The organism is Streptomyces sp. NBC_00370 (assembly GCF_036084755.1).
Lineage (GTDB): Bacteria > Actinomycetota > Actinomycetes > Streptomycetales > Streptomycetaceae > Streptomyces.
Genome location: NZ_CP107968.1, coordinates 3,519,337 through 3,532,793, shown reverse-complemented (window position 1 = coordinate 3,532,793; position 13,457 = coordinate 3,519,337). Strand labels below are relative to the sequence as shown.

Sequence of the window (13,457 nt, the reverse complement as noted above, 5' to 3'; positions counted from 1 at the left end):
TGAGGAATTCTGCGGGTGCCGCTGAGCGCTCCCAGCGGGGAACGCGGACGGAGTTCATGCAAGAGGAACGCACACAGCGGGTCAACGGTCACTCAAGAAGCGCTGTCACGAGGGAAGGCTGAAACGCTTCTTCGACCTCGGGGCGCGGACCGTGCGATTCTTCGGATATACGTCCGGGCTGCGTCAGGCACGGGCCCGGTACGGGTCCGGGCATGATGGAGCGGCTGCGCGAAGCCCCAACTCCGCGCAGCCGCTCAGCATTCGGCAGGTACGTCAAAGACGACCGGTCAACGGTGTCAGTTGTTGACGGCCGTGTTGCCGAACGCCGGGTTGAGCAGACCGATGACGTTGACGGTGTTGCCGCTCACGTTGACCGGGACGTGCAGCGGAACCTGGGCGATGTTGCCCGACAGCACACCGGGGGAGTGCGCGGCGACGGCGCCGGCGCCCGCGTCGGCGAAGGCGCTGCCCGAAGCCGCACCGGCGGCCATTCCGGCGGCGGCGATAACGAGTGCGACCTTCTTGGTGTTCTTCATATGAATAGCCTTCCTCAACGGTTTGTTTCAGTGTAGGGACGGGCGGTTGCCGAATTCGCGGGATGACACCGCGACGCGGGGAAATCCGTCATTCGGCGTAATGGCACTACTTGCCGAGCGGCAGTCCGCCGAGCAGCGAGCCGGTCTTCTGCGACTTGTTGAGCCCGTCCGCCGTGTCCTTCACCGCGTTGACGAGAGAGCCGTCGTTCTCGGTGTCCAGCGCGTTCGTGTTCAGCGGCTTCGCCTCACGGAGCCCCTGGGACGCCACGGTGTCGAGAGCGCCGTTCAGGCTCATCGGGGACAGTCCGTCGGCGGCGAACGCCGGGGCGGCGGCACCGAGAGCCATCACGGAACCGGCGACGACGACGGCGACCTTCATGGGCTTCATTCTTCGAATCCTTCTTTCAGCGTTGCGTGCTGTGTGGAACAACTCTCTCTTTCGTAACGAACATTGGCCGCACCGGAAACGGCCCGGCCCCCGTCACGTCGTCGTGACGGGGGCCGGGCCGCTCGCGCGGGGGCTTCGGTCAGCCGGGAACGCCCGGGACCGCGGGCGCCGCGGGCAGGGCCGGGAGCGCCGGCAGGCCCGGCAGGTCGGGCGCGGGCAGCCCACTGCCGAGCACGGTCGCGACGACGAGGTTGACGAGGGACGTCAGCACGGCCTTCACCTGGGTCGCCACGGCCGCCGGGTCGCCCGCCTGAGCGGCCTTCAGCAGCGCGTCGGTCGCCTTCTGTACGGAGGCGACCGCGTCGCTCTTGAGGTCGGCGGCGTCGGCGGCGCCGGCCTCACCCGTCCTGGCCTGCGCACCGGGAAGCGCCGGCGCTGCGGGGAGGGCCGGGGCAGCCGGAGCGGCCGGGGCAGCGGGGACGGCCGGGGCAGCGGGAACGGCGGGTGCGGCCGGTGCGGCAGGCGCAGCCGGTGCGGCGGCCTTGAGCTTGTCCAGCGCGTCCTTGACCGCCTTGGTGTTCTTCGTGACCTGATCCGGCGTGAGCTTGCCGCCGTCGGCCTTCAGTACGGCGGTGAGCAGGTCGGTGACGGGCGCGAGTACGCCGCCGACGTCGCCGAGCGCCTTGGTCTGTGAGGTGAGCGCGTCGGCGCCGGGGACCGGGGCCAGCGCCTCGGCGCCCGCGCTGTGCGCGGCGTGGTGGGCGGAGTAGGTGGCTGCGGCGGGACCTGCCGTGCCGAGGACGAGGGCTGCGCAGACGGCGGCGGTTGCGGCGCGGCGGGAAACCAGGGGACGCATGCAGGGTCCTTTCAGGGACGCGTCGGGAACGTTGCTTTCACCGTGGGTTCCGCGTGTACAGCCCGCAACCGTTCCCTCACCCTGTGCGCTGACCGCCAACCGGCTGACTTACCTGCGCTGACCTGCGACGACCCGATCGGTCGGATGATCGCACCCAGGGCCGGTCGGGTGCTCGTTCGGCCCAAGGCCCCGAGGGTGGAGGGCGCGTGGACGCAGAAGAGCCGCCCTGCCCGTGAGGGGAGAGCGGCTCAGCTGGGACGTCGCAACGACAGGGAAAGCTGTCAGTTGTTGACGCAGGTGTTGCCGAAGGTCGGGTTCAGCAGGCCGATGACGTCGACGGTGTTGCCGCAGACGTTGACCGGGATGTGGACCGGAACCTGGAGGACGTTGCCGGACAGGACGCCGGGGGAACCGACGGCCGCACCCTGCGCGCCACTGTCGGCAAGGGCAACGCCGGACGCGCCGGCGACAGCGGCAGCCGCCGCGGTGGACAGAACAACAGCCTTGGCGATACGCGACATGGGGGAGGGCTCCTCGGTGGTGAAAGAAACGACACGACGGGCGCAGTTGCCCGACACACCGATCAACGCCGAACGGGTCGATCGGTTGCGCCCCCGAATGAGTGAACCGCTTTTCCGGCCCGGTCGAACGGTTGTGCATCGACGCGGTTCCGGGCCGTTCCGAGTGCTTTTGTACGTTCAGAGCGTTTCCGCGCGTTAGACGTGATTTTCAGCTCACCCTCTGTAAGGGTGCCTTCTTGTTTCGGCATTCGGACGGAGAGCCTGTTATGCGGAATTCCGCGGTTCATGCTGTACGGCGTGGTGTGCTCTGCGCCCTGACGGTTTATCTGCTGTCGGCGGCGGCTCCGCCCGCTCCGACTGCCACACCCGCTGCCACACCCCCCGCCACGCCCGCTCCCGCCGCCGGGCCCCGCGAGGCGTCCCGGATCCCCTTCGCCGAGCGCTACTCGACGGTGCAGCACGGCGGCATCGTCCGGGCGGCCAACTCGGCCATCAGCTGCCGCTCGGCCGACGGCGCGGCGTGCACGTCGGCGCGTACCGGTTCCGGCACCGGCGCCAGGGCAGCCAACCACGACTTCGACATGTTCTACACGGACGTCGACAAGGACCCGAACACCTACAATTCCACCCGCGCCGAACTGCGCGTCCCGAAGGGCGCGACCGTCAGCTACGCCCGGCTGTACTGGGGCGGCAACCTCCGGGTCGGCGAGCAGAAGCCGTCGAAGGACAACGGCCGCGTCCTGGTCGCCGAGCCCGGCGGCGCCTACAAGCAGGTGCTGGCCGACAGCCTGATCGGGCACCGCGTGGTCGGCGGCGCGGACGCGTACCAGGCGTCGGCCGACGTGACACCGCTCGTACGCGCCAGCGGTCCCGGCATGTACACCGTGGCGCAGCTCAACGTCGCCATGGGCAAGTCGGGGGTGGGCGCCTGGGGCGGCTGGACGCTGGTCGTCGCCTACGAGAAGGACGACGCGCCGCTGCGCAGGATTGCCCTCTGGGACGGCTTCGAGTCCTTCGACGCCGAACACCACAGCGGCCATGTCGACTTCGGCGAGATGCGGGTCCCGGCCGGCGGTTCGGGGCTGCTCGGCGTCGTCGCGTACGACGGTGACAGCGGCATCACCGGAGACTCGCTGAAGGTCGTGACGAACGCTGCCGGGCCGAATTCCGCTTCCCGCCGCGACAAGGGTGTGTCGCTCACCAACAAGTCAAATAAATCTGGTGATGTGATGAACTCAAGCATTACGGACGCGGGTTCGAGCCAGATCAAGAGACAACCAGCTTATGCGAACAATCTTGGCTACGACTCAGATGTGTTCGATTTGAAAGCCGCCTTTTCGCGTGGCGGAGATCGATTTGGCGTTCGATTCGGTACGGGGCGTGACTCCGTCTGGCTCGGTGCGTTTTTCGTAGAAGCAGAAGCTCGGCACTGAGTTTCGTGCGCCCCTGGCCTGGCCCGGAAGCGCACCCCTGAATTCGGACACGGAAAAGAGTCGCGCGTGCAGCCACAACGGCACCGGCCCGGGACCGGCTTCACGGCACTCCATCTCGTCCAGCCGGTCGACGGCGGTGTGGCCAGAGTGGTCACCGATCTCGTCCGGGCACAGCTGGACAGCGGGGTACGCGCCGTCGTCGCGTGCCCCGACGAGGGGCCTCTCCCGCAGGCGGTGGCCCGGCTGGGCGCCGACGTGCGGGTGTGGCGCGCGGTCCGCAGCCCCGGCCCCCGGCTGCTGGACGAGACGCGTCAGGTCTCCCGACTGGTGGACGAGGTACGGCCCGACCTCGTCCACGCGCACAGCGCCAAGGCCGGGCTCGCCGGCCGGCTCGCCGTCCGAGGCCGCGTCCCCACCGTCTTCCAGCCGCACGCCTGGTCCTTCGAGGCCGTCGGCGGGGTGACGGCGGGGCTCGCCCTGCGCTGGGAGCGCTGGGCCGCCCGCTGGACCGACCGCGTCATCTGCGTCAGCGACGCCGAACGGCGCACCGGCGAACGCGCCGGTGTCGACGCCGAATGGACCGTCGTACGCAACGGCGTGGACATCACCCGGTTCGGTCCGGCGGCGGGAGCGGCCGATCCGGCCGGTACGGCGGCGGCCCGCGCCGCGCTGCCGCTGCTCGCCGGGCTCTCACGCGCGGCCCCCGTCGTCGTGTGTGTCGGACGGCTCTGCCGGCAGAAGGGCCAGGACGTCCTGCTGCGCGCCTGGGAGCTGATCGCCCACCGGTCGCCGCAGGCCAGGCTGGTCCTCGTCGGCGACGGACCCGACGAGGCGCGGCTGCGTGCCACCGCACCGCGGTCGGTGCTCTTCGCCGGGCCGGTGGCCGACACCTCGCCCTGGTACCTGGCGGCCGACCTGGTCGTCCTGCCCTCCCGCTGGGAGGGCATGGCGGTGGCGCCGCTGGAAGCCATGGCGAGCGGCAGGCCCGTCGTCCTCAGCGATGTGGACGGCGCGCGCGAGAGCCTGCCGCCGGGACGGGAGGACCACTGTCTGGTCCCGCCCGAGGACTCCCGGGCGCTGGCCGCCGCTGTGAGCGCTCTGCTCGGTGACAAGGTCCTGCGCGAAGCCCTCGGCCGCGCGAGCCAACAGCACGTACTCAGCACCTTTGACGTGCGGCAGACCGCAGCGGCCGTCGCGGGCGTGTACCGCGACGTCGCCGCCGCGCCGCACCCCGAGCGCAGGGAGCCGATCCCCCAGTGACCACGGAAAGCACCAGCGTCCCTTCGCCTTCGGGGCCCGCGCAGGCGGGCGGACAGGCCAGGGGGCGCGTCTCGATCGCCCCGCCCCGTGACCGGGACCGTGACACACCGGACCGCGTGGCACTGCCACCCCGCAGGCCCGCGGGGACCCCGCTGCGCTACGGGCTCCCGCTGCTCGCGACGGACTGCGCGGCGGCGCTGCTGGCCACCGCCGTCCTCAGCGACGAGCAGCGCGGCGCCGTCCTCGCCGTCCAGCTCGTCGTCTGCGTGACCGTGCTCAACGCGCACGCCGGGCTCTACCGGCCCGCCGTCGCCCCCTCCGCGCTCGACCAGCTCCCCGCGCTCGCCGCACGCGCCGCCGTCGCGTGGTGCGCGGCCGCAGCCGTCATCGCTGCCCTGCTGCCCGGCCACGTACTGGGCCTGACCACCCTGCTCGCCGGCATCGGCGTCCAACTGGCCTTCGCCTGCTGTGCCCGCGCCCTCGTGCACGCCCGGCGACGGGCCGCCGTCCGCAACACCGTACGCGCCACGCTCGTCGTCGGTACGGGCGGCTCGGCGCGCCGGCTGGCCGCCGTACTCACCCAGCACCCCGAGTACGGCCTGCGGCCCGTCGGGATCGCCGCACCCACGCCGGAGCGGTACGAGGACGACAGGTACGAGGACGCCGGGGACGCCGAGCGCGAAGCGGCCATGGACGGCGCGCTGCCGGTGCTCACCTCCACCGAGGAGATCCACCGCGCCGTCATCCAGAACGGTGTGCGGGAGGCCGTTTTCACCGATGAGGGCGGCGCGTGGGACACGGCCCGACACGCCTCGCTCGTCGCGCTGTTCCACCAGTACGGCTGCGCCACCTGGTTCGTCGGCGACGCGGCCAGGACACAGCCCCGCCGGATGGCCGAGCACCTCTGGGGCTTCGGCTGCCACCGCGTCGCCCCGCCCGCCGTCCGCCGCTCCGGCACCGTCGCCAAGCGGCTGCTCGACATCGCCGTCGCGACCCCGGCGCTGCTCGCCGTCTCGCCGGTGCTGTTCGTCTGCGCCCTCGCGGTACGGCTCGGCGACGGCCCCGGCGTGCTGTTCCGGCAGGAGCGCATCGGGCAGGACGGCCACCCCTTCACCCTGCTGAAGTTCCGTACGCTGCGCCCCGCCGACGACCACGAGGCCGCCACCCGCTGGAACGTCGCGGGCGACCTGCGGATGAGCCCGGTCGGCCGGGTGCTGCGCCGCACCTCGCTGGACGAGCTGCCGCAGCTGTGGAACGTGCTGCGCGGCGACATGAGCCTGGTCGGGCCGCGCCCCGAACGGCCCTTCTTCGTCGCCAACTTCAGCAAGACGCTGCCCGGTTACGCCGCCAGGCACCGGATGCCGGTCGGCATCACCGGGCTCGCCCAGGTCAACGGATTGCGCGGTGACACCTCCATCGAGGACCGGTCGCGCTTCGACAACCACTACATCGACCACTGGTCGCTCTGGCAGGACGTGTGCATCCTGGTGCGGACCGCTGTCTCCCTCGTCCGTCCGGCGGGCAGCTGATGGCCGCCGCCGACGCACTCGTACTGACGGACCGTCAGCAACCCTTTCCCTGGCGGGAGACGCTGCGCCGCTACGCGCCCCTGCTGCCCGTCGTCGCCGTCGTCGCCCTGCTCGCCGTCCCCGCGCCGACCGAAAATGACGGTGCGTCAGGTACGGGTACGGTCGCCGACGCCGCGTCCGGGCTGCTCGTCGTCCACTGCTTCGTCATGCTGCTGCGGCAGCGGGCCCGCCCGCTGACCCGGACGGCCGCCGTGATCCTCGGACTGCCCGTGGTCGGTGTCTCGGCCGCCGCCGTCACCTCGTACGACCCGGCGGTCAGCCTGCCCGGTGTCGCGCGCTATCTGCAGATCTTCGTGCTCGTACCGGCCGCGCTGCTGCTGCTCGTCCGCGACCGCAGGGACCTGCGGTTCGTCGCGGGCTCCGTCGTCGCCCTCGGCCTGGTCCAGGGCGCGATCGGGGTCGTGCAGTACCTGACCGCCACCGGCGCCTCGTACATGGGCAAGGACATCAGGGCCGTCGGCACCTTCGGCCCCACCGACGTGATGGGCATGGCGACCGTCGTCGCCTACGGGCTGGTCATCTGCGCCGGCTTCGCGCTCGGCGACGACCACGACGTACCGCGCGGACAGCGCACCCTCGCCACGGTCTGCGCCGGGCTGCTGTTCCTGCCGCTCGTGCTGTCCTTCAGCCGGGGCGCGTGGATCGCGACCGCCGTCGCGCTCGTCCTGCAACTGGCCCTGTCCGGGCTGCGCAGGGCGGCCAGGATCGCGCTCGTCGCCGGCGCCCTCGGTGTCGTACTGGTCGGCGGGCTCGGCATCGGCTCGCAGATGATCACCGACAGGCTCGACTCCATCACCCAGGTCACCGCGGCGCCCGACCAGTCCGTCACCGACCGGTACACGATGTGGGCGGCCGCCACCGACATGTGGCGCGAAGAGCCCGTCACCGGCGTCGGGTTGAAGGGCTTCCCCGCCTACCGCGACAGCCACGCCTCGCTCGCGCTGTCCTCGGGCAGCGACACCGACGGCGCGGGCGCGGGCTTCCAGCGCCAGCCGCTGCTGTCCCCGCACAATATGTACCTGCTCGTCCTCAGCGAACAGGGGCTGCTCGGGATCGTCGCCCTGGTCGGCAGCTGGGCCGCGCTGCTGGTGTGCGCGCTGCGCAGACTGCCCGGCGCGCGCCGCTCCCGTACCGGCGCAGGCTGCGCCATCGCCGTCGTAGGACTGCTGGTCTGGCAGCTGATCGACTTCAGTTACGCCGACATCGGCGGCCCCTCGACCGTCCTGACGGCCGTGATGCTGGGACTCGCCGCCTGCTGGGCGCTCGGCCCGATGCGTGACCGGCCGTCAGCCGCGCACGGCGAGTCCGACAAGGGGGCCGCCCACGCGTGAGCGAGACCCGGCAGTCCCCGCCCTCCGTACCGTCGCTGCCCGCCGTCCCCACCCAGCCGGGCCCACCCGGCACGGACACCACAGGCCCGTCCTCCGGGCGGTTCCTGGCGCGGGCCGCCTTCCTGACCGCTGCGCTGACCGCGGCGGGCGCGCTGCTCGGGCTGCTCCGCGACCAGACCATCGCGCATCTGTACGGAGCGGGCCCCGACACCGACGCGTTCCTCGTCGCCTGGACCGTGCCCGAGGTCGCCTCGACGCTCCTCATCGAGGACGCCATGGCGCTGATCCTCGTCCCCGCCTTCAGCCTCGCCATCGCCCGCAGGGCCGACCGGCTCTCACCCGACCCGGTGCTCGCGCTCGTCCGCTCCACGCTGCCCCGGCTCTTCCTGGTACTCAGCGCGGGCGCCGCCCTGCTCGTCGCCACGGCGCCCTGGGTCGTCGCCGTCCTCGCGCCGGGACTGCCCGAACCGCAGGTCGCCGTCGACTGCACCCGGCTGACCGCGACCTGCGCCTTCAGCTTCGGCCTCGCCGGGTACCTCAGCGCCGCGCTGCGCGCGCACGGCTCGTTCGTGGCACCCGCCACGATCTACGCCGTCTACAACATCGGCATCGTCACGACGATGCTGGTGCTGCGCGACCGTATCGGCGTACGGGCGGCGGCTGCGGGCGTCGCCGTCGGCGGTGTCCTGATGGCGCTCGTGCAGGTACCCGCCCTGTGGCGCAGGCTCAAGGAACGCGCGCCCGGCACCGCCGACCAGCCGCAGTCCGAGGCCAAGAGCGGACCGCCCGTCGCGCTCGGACTGCTCGCCCCCGTCATCGTCTTCGCCCTCAGCAGGCAGTCGCAGGTCCTCGTGGAACGCTTCCTCGCCGCCCCGCTGCCCGCAGGCGCCATCTCGCATCTGAACTACGCGCAGAAGGTCGCCCAGATGCCGATGACCCTCTCCCTGATGCTGTGCACCGTCACGTTCCCCGTCGTGGCCCGCGCCATGGCGGCCGGCGAGACCGATGTGGCGCGGCGGCGCGTCGAACGCGACCTGGCGCTGGCCGGGATCATCGTGCTGATCGGCGCCGCCACCGTCATCTCCTGCGCACCGCAGATCATCGAAGTGCTCTTCCAGCGCGGCGCCTTCGTCAAGGCCGACACCGCGGCGACCGCCTCCGTCATGCGCGTGTACGCCCTCGGGCTGCTCGGCCAGACCCTGGTCGGCGCGCTCGTACGCTGCTACTTCTCGGCGGCGCGCCCCCTGTGGTTCCCCGCCGTCGCCATGCTGGCCGGGCTCGCCGTCAACGCCGTCGCTGGCGCCCTGCTGCTGCACGTCTGGGGCGTCCTCGGCATCGCGGCCTCCAACGCGCTCGGCATCACCGTCACCGCCGCCCTGCTGCTCGCCGGGGTCGGCCGGCACAGCGTGCCCGTCCGGATCGCACACACCACGGGCGGCCTGGTGAAACTCAGCGCCGCTGCGGCCGCTGCCACCGGCTCCGGGTGGCTGTGCGGCGCGCTCGTCCCCTCCCCCCTGCTCGGCGCCTGCGCCGCCTGCGTCGCGGTCGCCGCGGTGTTCCTCGTCATCGCGCGCGCCCTGCGCGCACCCGAGATCGACACCATCCTCCGTCCCGTCACACGAAGGCTCGCGCATGCCCGTTGACGACACGTCCGCCGGCCCCCTGTGGGCAGTCATGTACCACTCGGTCGCCGACCCCACCGACGACCCCTACCAGGTCACCGTCTCCCCGGCCCGGCTCGCCAGGCAGCTCGACTGGCTGCGCCGCCGGGGCCTGACCGGCGTCTCCATGGAACGGCTGCTGCGCGCCCGCGCGGCCGGGCGTGGCGCCGGACTCGTCGGCCTGACCTTCGACGACGGCTACGCCGACTTCGTCACCGGCGCCCTGCCGCTGCTTCGGCACTACGGCTGCACCGCCACCGTCTACGTCCTGCCGGGCCGGATCGGCGGCAGCAACGAATGGGACCGGCTCGGCCCGCGCAAGCCCCTCCTCACCGAGGACGGCATCCGCGCCGCCGTGGACGCCGGGATGGAGATCGGCTCGCACGGCCTGCTGCACACGGACCTCACAGGACCGGACGTCGACGACGAACTCCTCGCCGCGGAGACCGCCCGCAGCCGCGCCCTGCTGCGGGCCGTCAGCGGCCGCGAGGTGACCGGCTTCTGCTACCCGTACGGCTCGGTCGACGCGCGCGCCGTCAACGCCGTGCGGGCCGCGGGCTACTCGTACGCCGTCGGGATCAGCCCGGGGCCGCTCACCGGCCTGTTCGCGCTGCCGCGCATCCATGTCGGCGAGCGGGACACCGGCTGGCGGATGCACGCCAAGTGGGCACTGCACCCACGGCGCCGCCAGTCCGTCGCGTACGGCCCCTACCCGGAGCCGCCGTACGCGGCGGCCGACGAACCGCTCGTCCCGGAGGGCGCCCGCGGGGAGGCGGACGGGTGAAGGTCCTGCACATCATCACCGGGCTCGGGATCGGCGGCGCCGAGCAGCAACTGCGGCTGCTGCTGCGGGAACTGCCCACCGACAGCGAGGTGGTCACCCTCACCAACCCCGGAGCGGTCGCCGCGGGCATCGTCGCCGACGGGGTGCGGGTCACCGACCTCGCAATGACCGGCAACCGCGACATCGGGGCGCTGCCCCGGCTGACCCGGCTCGTCCGGCAGGGCCGCTACGACCTGGTGCACACGCATCTGTACCGGGCCTGTCTGTACGGGCGGTTCGCCGCGCGCCTCGCGGGCGTACGGTCCGTCGTCGCCACCGAACACTCGCTGGGCGACGCCCAGATCGAGGGCCGCCCGCTCTCCCAGGGCGCCCGCGCGCTGTATCTCGCGGGGGAGCGGCTCGGCAGCGCGACCGTGGCCGTCTCCGCGACCGTCGCCCGCCGGCTGGAGCGCTGGGGGGTGCGCGGCGACCGTATCCATGTCGTGCCCAACGGCATCGAGGTCGGCCGCTTCGGCTACGACCCACGCGCCCGGCGCGCCGCACGCGCCCGGCTGGGGCTGCCGCAGGACGCCTTCGTCGTCGGCGGGGTCGGACGGCTGGCGGCGACCAAACGCTTCGGGACGCTCGTCCAGGCCGTCGCCGGACTGCCGGACGCACACCTGCTGCTCGTCGGCGAAGGACCCGAACGGGCCGGGCTGCTGCGGCTGGCCGCGCAGCGCGGAGCCGAGCACAGGACGCTGCTGCCCGGCGCCTGCGAGGACCCGCCCGGCAGCGGCACCGCGCCGGGCTCCGACCTGCCGTCGCTGCTCGCCGCCATGGACGTCTTCGTCTCGACGTCCCCGGAGGAGGCGTTCGGCCTCGCCGTCGTCGAAGCGCTCGCCGCAGGACTTCCGGTGCTGCACGCCGCCTGTCCCGCCCTCCAGGACCTCCCGGCGCAGGCGGCGCCCGGCGCCCGCGGGATCAGCGGCTCGATCGCCGAGCTGACCGCCGAACTGGCCGCCGAGCAGAAGCGGTTCAGGGGACGCGACGCGCACCGGCTGCCGGTGCCGGCCGCCGCACACCACTACGACATCTCCCGCAGCGCACACCAGCTGATGGCCGTCTACGAGCACACCGTCGGCGGCCCGCACCCCACCCCAGACCGCACCCCATCCGAGAAGTGAGCGGCTCATGACCCAGAAATCGAGTGCCCAGCAAGTGAGTACGCGGCAGCCGAGTACACAGCGAGCGAGTACCGGCCGGGCCCGGCTGAAGCGGCTCCCCGCCTGGGTCGTCGTGCCGGTGGCCGCCGCGCTCGGCGCCGCGGCCGGTGCCACCTACGGGCTGGTCAGCACCCCCGAGTACACGGCGACCAGTTACGTGCTCGTCGTCCCGACGGACAAGGCCGACCCGGCGGCGGCGCTCGGCTTCGCCACCGCCTACGGGCGGGTCGCCCCGCAGGTCGCCCTCACCGGCGACGCGCAGGTCTGGGCCGGTGTCTCGGCGAAGACCCTCAAGGAGCACGTACAGACGGCCACGTCGCCCGACGCGCCGATGATCTCCGTGACCGCGACGGCGACCCGCGCCTCGACGGCCGTGAACATGGCGGACGGCGTCGCCAAGGCGCTGGTCAGCAACGGCGGTCATCTGCAGAGCAGTACGAACGTGAAGGTGCTGCAGTTCTCCCGCGCCGTCAAACCCACCGCGCCCGTCTCGCCCTCGACGCCGCTGGCCGCCCTGGTCGGCGGCTGCGCGGGCGGACTGCTCGGCGGCCTCGCCCTGCTGGTCAGGCCCAAGCGCGGGCGCGGCGAGCAGCACGTGTCCGTACCGAACCCGACCCAGTCCGCGTCACCCGTCTCCGCTTCCGCCGCGCCCGCCGCGTCCGCCCAGCCACAGCCGGAAACGGTGTGATGGCCGCCGAGACGAACGCCCACCCCGCGTCGGCGCCCCTCTCCGCCTCCGTCTCGGGGTCGGTCTTCACCTCCGAGGTGTGCCGGGACAGCGACCGCTTCGGCGCGCTCGAAGCCGAGTGGACCGCGCTGTTCCGCCGCTCAAGGACGGCGACGCCCTTCCAGAGCCACTCCTGGCTGCACTCCTGGTGGCTGTCGTACGGCACCCCTGGCCGACTGCGGATCGTGATCGTACGCAAGGGCGACGAACTGGTCGCCGCCGCGCCCCTGATGCTGGTGCGCCGCCCGCTGCCGGTCCTCGTGCAGCTCGGCGGCACCATCTCCGACTTCTCCGATGTGCTGCTCGACGACAGCTGCGCGGACGCTGCGGCGTCGGCGCTGGCGAAGGCGCTCGCCGGAGCGGCCCGTACCGCGGTGATCGACCTGCGCGAGGTACGTCCTGGCGCCGCCGCCGAGCGGGTCTTCGGCTGCTGGGACGGGCCACGGCTGCGCCGGGCCGACTCGCCGTGTCTCGAACTGCCCGCCGTGCCCATCGAGGAGCTGATCTCCCGGCTGCCCTCCTCGCGCGCGCAGCGGGTACGGGCCAAGCTCCGCAAGGCCGACAAGCTCGGCATCGACGAGCGCGAGGTGCCCGAGGACGAGATCCCGGCGGCCGTCGAACGGCTGCTGGCGCTGCACCGGCTCCAGTGGCAGGGCCGCAAGGTCACCCCGGAACACCTCAGCACCCGCTTCTCCGAGCATCTGGCCAGGTCGGTGCGGGCCATGGTCAGCTGCGGGGACGCGCGGGTGACGGAGTTCCGGCTGGACGGCGCGTTGGTGGCCTCCGACCTGACGCTGATGTCGGCCCAGCTGTCCGGCGGCTATCTGTACGGCGCCGATCCCGTCCTGCGGGAGCGGAAGGTGGATGTCGCCTCGCTGCTGCTGCGCAACGGCGCGCAGCACATCACGGCGGCCGGCGGCGCCACGCTGAGCATGCTGCGCGGCAACGAACCGTACAAGCGGCACTGGCGCCCGGAGACCGTCCGCAACCAGCGGATGCTGCTGTCCCGCCGCTGGCTGGCCCCTTCGCTGCGGGCGCTCGCCGCGGGTGCGGCCGGCCGTGACCTGGCGGCGACGCTGGTCAAACGGGTACGCGACGACGCGGGCGCCGGCAAGGACTGATCCCTTGCCGGCGCCCGCGCCACGCGCGTCGGTTCAGCTCACTTCCGC

13 protein-coding genes are annotated in these 13,457 nt (G+C 72.6%); 9 read left to right on the top strand and 4 right to left on the bottom strand.

Annotation, left to right across the window (positions count from 1 at the left end):
• Window positions 1-296 precede the first annotated feature (296 nt).
• The 4 genes from OHS57_RS15645 to OHS57_RS15630 form a co-directional block, all read right to left on the bottom strand.
• Entirely contained in the window at window positions 297-536 is a 240-nt protein-coding gene (locus OHS57_RS15645) for a chaplin (RefSeq protein ID WP_041988768.1), read from the bottom strand.
• 106 nt (window positions 537-642) lie between these two features.
• On the bottom strand, window positions 643-924 hold the full coding sequence (locus OHS57_RS15640) for a hypothetical protein (RefSeq protein WP_041988771.1): 282 nt from the start codon (window positions 922-924) through the stop codon (window positions 643-645).
• A 139-nt stretch (window positions 925-1,063) separates the two neighbouring features.
• On the bottom strand, window positions 1,064-1,780 hold the full coding sequence (locus OHS57_RS15635; RefSeq protein WP_328582330.1) for a hypothetical protein: 717 nt from the start codon (window positions 1,778-1,780) through the stop codon (window positions 1,064-1,066).
• 281 nt (window positions 1,781-2,061) lie between these two features.
• On the bottom strand, window positions 2,062-2,301 hold the full coding sequence (locus OHS57_RS15630) for a chaplin (protein ID WP_041988776.1): 240 nt from the start codon (window positions 2,299-2,301) through the stop codon (window positions 2,062-2,064).
• Window positions 2,302-2,567: 266 nt separating this feature from the next.
• Here OHS57_RS15630 and OHS57_RS15620 point away from each other — a divergent pair, with 266 nt between their 5' ends.
• The 9 genes from OHS57_RS15620 to OHS57_RS15580 all read left to right on the top strand — a co-directional run bounded on the left by OHS57_RS15620 (window position 2,568) and on the right by OHS57_RS15580 (window position 13,409).
• A complete protein-coding gene (locus OHS57_RS15620) occupies window positions 2,568-3,734 on the top strand; it encodes a DUF3344 domain-containing protein (RefSeq protein WP_443042897.1) in 1,167 nt (388 codons plus the stop codon).
• A gap of 66 nt (window positions 3,735-3,800) precedes the next feature.
• Window positions 3,801-4,994 (top strand): glycosyltransferase, encoded by a 1,194-nt coding sequence (locus OHS57_RS15615; protein ID WP_328582327.1) that lies wholly within the window; start codon window positions 3,801-3,803, stop codon window positions 4,992-4,994.
• Window positions 4,991-6,523, top strand: a complete 1,533-nt coding sequence (locus OHS57_RS15610; protein ID WP_328582326.1) for a sugar transferase — start codon at window positions 4,991-4,993, stop codon at window positions 6,521-6,523. The genes OHS57_RS15615 and OHS57_RS15610 overlap by 4 nt, the downstream gene beginning before the upstream one ends.
• Window positions 6,523-7,914, top strand: a complete 1,392-nt coding sequence (locus OHS57_RS15605; RefSeq protein ID WP_328582325.1) for an O-antigen ligase family protein — start codon at window positions 6,523-6,525, stop codon at window positions 7,912-7,914. The genes OHS57_RS15610 and OHS57_RS15605 overlap by 1 nt, the downstream gene beginning before the upstream one ends.
• Entirely contained in the window at window positions 7,911-9,557 is a 1,647-nt protein-coding gene (locus OHS57_RS15600; RefSeq protein ID WP_443042896.1) for a lipid II flippase MurJ, read from the top strand. The genes OHS57_RS15605 and OHS57_RS15600 overlap by 4 nt, the downstream gene beginning before the upstream one ends.
• Window positions 9,547-10,359: a polysaccharide deacetylase family protein gene (locus OHS57_RS15595; protein WP_328582324.1), complete on the top strand. Its 813-nt coding sequence runs from the start codon at window positions 9,547-9,549 to the stop codon at window positions 10,357-10,359. The genes OHS57_RS15600 and OHS57_RS15595 overlap by 11 nt, the downstream gene beginning before the upstream one ends.
• On the top strand, window positions 10,356-11,522 hold the full coding sequence (locus OHS57_RS15590) for a glycosyltransferase (protein ID WP_328582323.1): 1,167 nt from the start codon (window positions 10,356-10,358) through the stop codon (window positions 11,520-11,522). The genes OHS57_RS15595 and OHS57_RS15590 overlap by 4 nt, the downstream gene beginning before the upstream one ends.
• A 7-nt stretch (window positions 11,523-11,529) precedes the next feature.
• Complete coding sequence (locus OHS57_RS15585) at window positions 11,530-12,249, top strand: lipopolysaccharide biosynthesis protein (RefSeq protein WP_328582322.1); 720 nt, start codon at window positions 11,530-11,532, stop codon at window positions 12,247-12,249.
• Window positions 12,249-13,409, top strand: coding sequence for a GNAT family N-acetyltransferase (locus OHS57_RS15580; protein WP_328582321.1), 1,161 nt, complete (start codon window positions 12,249-12,251; stop codon window positions 13,407-13,409). Before OHS57_RS15585 ends, OHS57_RS15580 begins: the two co-directional genes overlap by 1 nt.
• Window positions 13,410-13,457 lie beyond the last annotated feature (48 nt).